Raw genomic sequence first — 1,171 nt, 5'->3', positions numbered from 1 at the left:
GGAACCGCTGAAAAACCTCCTGTCCGCAGCCGGATCTGGTAGGCTTGGGCGTCCCCACGAGGAGCCCTTCTCATGCCGAAACAGCCCGCCATTCCCGGCCTGCGCGATGCGATGAAGAAGAAGGTGACGCGTCGGGAGCAGTTCCTGACGGAGATGGACGCGGTCGTGCCGTGGGGTCGCCTGCTCGGGCTGATCGCGCCGCATTATCCGAAGGCCGGGCCGAAGGGCGGGCGCCCGCCGATGCCGCTGGAGACGATGCTGCGGGTCCATTTTCTCCAGAACTGGTATGCGCTGAGCGATCCGATGGCCGAGGAAACGCTGTATGACAGCGAGGCGATGCGCCGCTTCGCCGGGATCGAGCTGGGCGACGACCGGATCCCGGACGAGACCACCATCCTGAACTTCCGCCACCTGCTGGAGCGGCACGGGCTGGCCGAGGCGATCTTTGCCGAGGTGAACGCGCATCTGACCGACAAGGGCATCACGCTGCGCTCGGGCACGCTGGTTGATGCGACCATCATCGACGCGCCGTCCTCGACGAAGAACAAGGCGCGCGCCCGCGATCCCGAGATGTCGTCGACGAAGAAGGGCAACGACTGGTATTTCGGCATGAAGGCGCATGTCGGGGTGGATGCCGACAGCGGCACGGTGCACAGCCTCGACACGTCGACCGCCAGGCTGCACGACAGCCAGGTTTGGGATGACCTGCTGCATGGCGAGGAGACCTCGGTCTGGGCCGACAAGGCCTATGTCAGCGCCGGGCGCGAGGCAGCCTTCGAAGGGCCCGGCAAGGTCTGGGGTGTAATGCGCAAGGCGCCCAAGGGTGGCCAGCTGCATCCCGACGACAAGCGGATCAACCGCATCATCGCCATGGTGCGCGCGAAGGTCGAGCATCCGTTCCGGGTGATCAAGCGCCAGTTCGGCTACGTGAAGACCCGCTACCGGGGGCTGACCAAGAACCGGGCCCAGCTCTTCACGCTGTTCGCCCTCGGCAACCTGTTCCTGGTCCGAAGGAGGCTGATGGCATGAGGACAGGTCCGTCGGAAATCCGCCAAACCGTCGAAATACTGGCCGGAAATCTGAGAAACCGGCTGCCAGCGGATCGCTTCTCGCCCGTCCGACCGATCAAGCCGCCATCTCGGCGCAGCCGAACGCCTTAATCAGACGTTCC

General features: G+C 65.1%; 1 protein-coding gene. It reads left to right on the top strand.

Annotation, left to right across the window (positions count from 1 at the left end; translation table 11 throughout):
* The first annotated feature begins 72 nt into the window (after positions 1 to 72).
* On the top strand, positions 73 to 1,029 hold the full coding sequence (locus KTN05_RS17615) for an IS5 family transposase (protein WP_217330664.1): 957 nt from the start codon (positions 73 to 75) through the stop codon (positions 1,027 to 1,029).
* The last annotated feature ends 142 nt before the right edge of the window (positions 1,030 to 1,171 follow it).

Origin of the sequence: Paracoccus sp. Z118, from assembly GCF_019061185.1 — a bacterium.
Lineage (GTDB): Bacteria > Pseudomonadota > Alphaproteobacteria > Rhodobacterales > Rhodobacteraceae > Paracoccus.
Note: the sequence above shows the minus strand (reverse complement) of the source record. Positions and strands in the feature narration are given on the sequence as shown.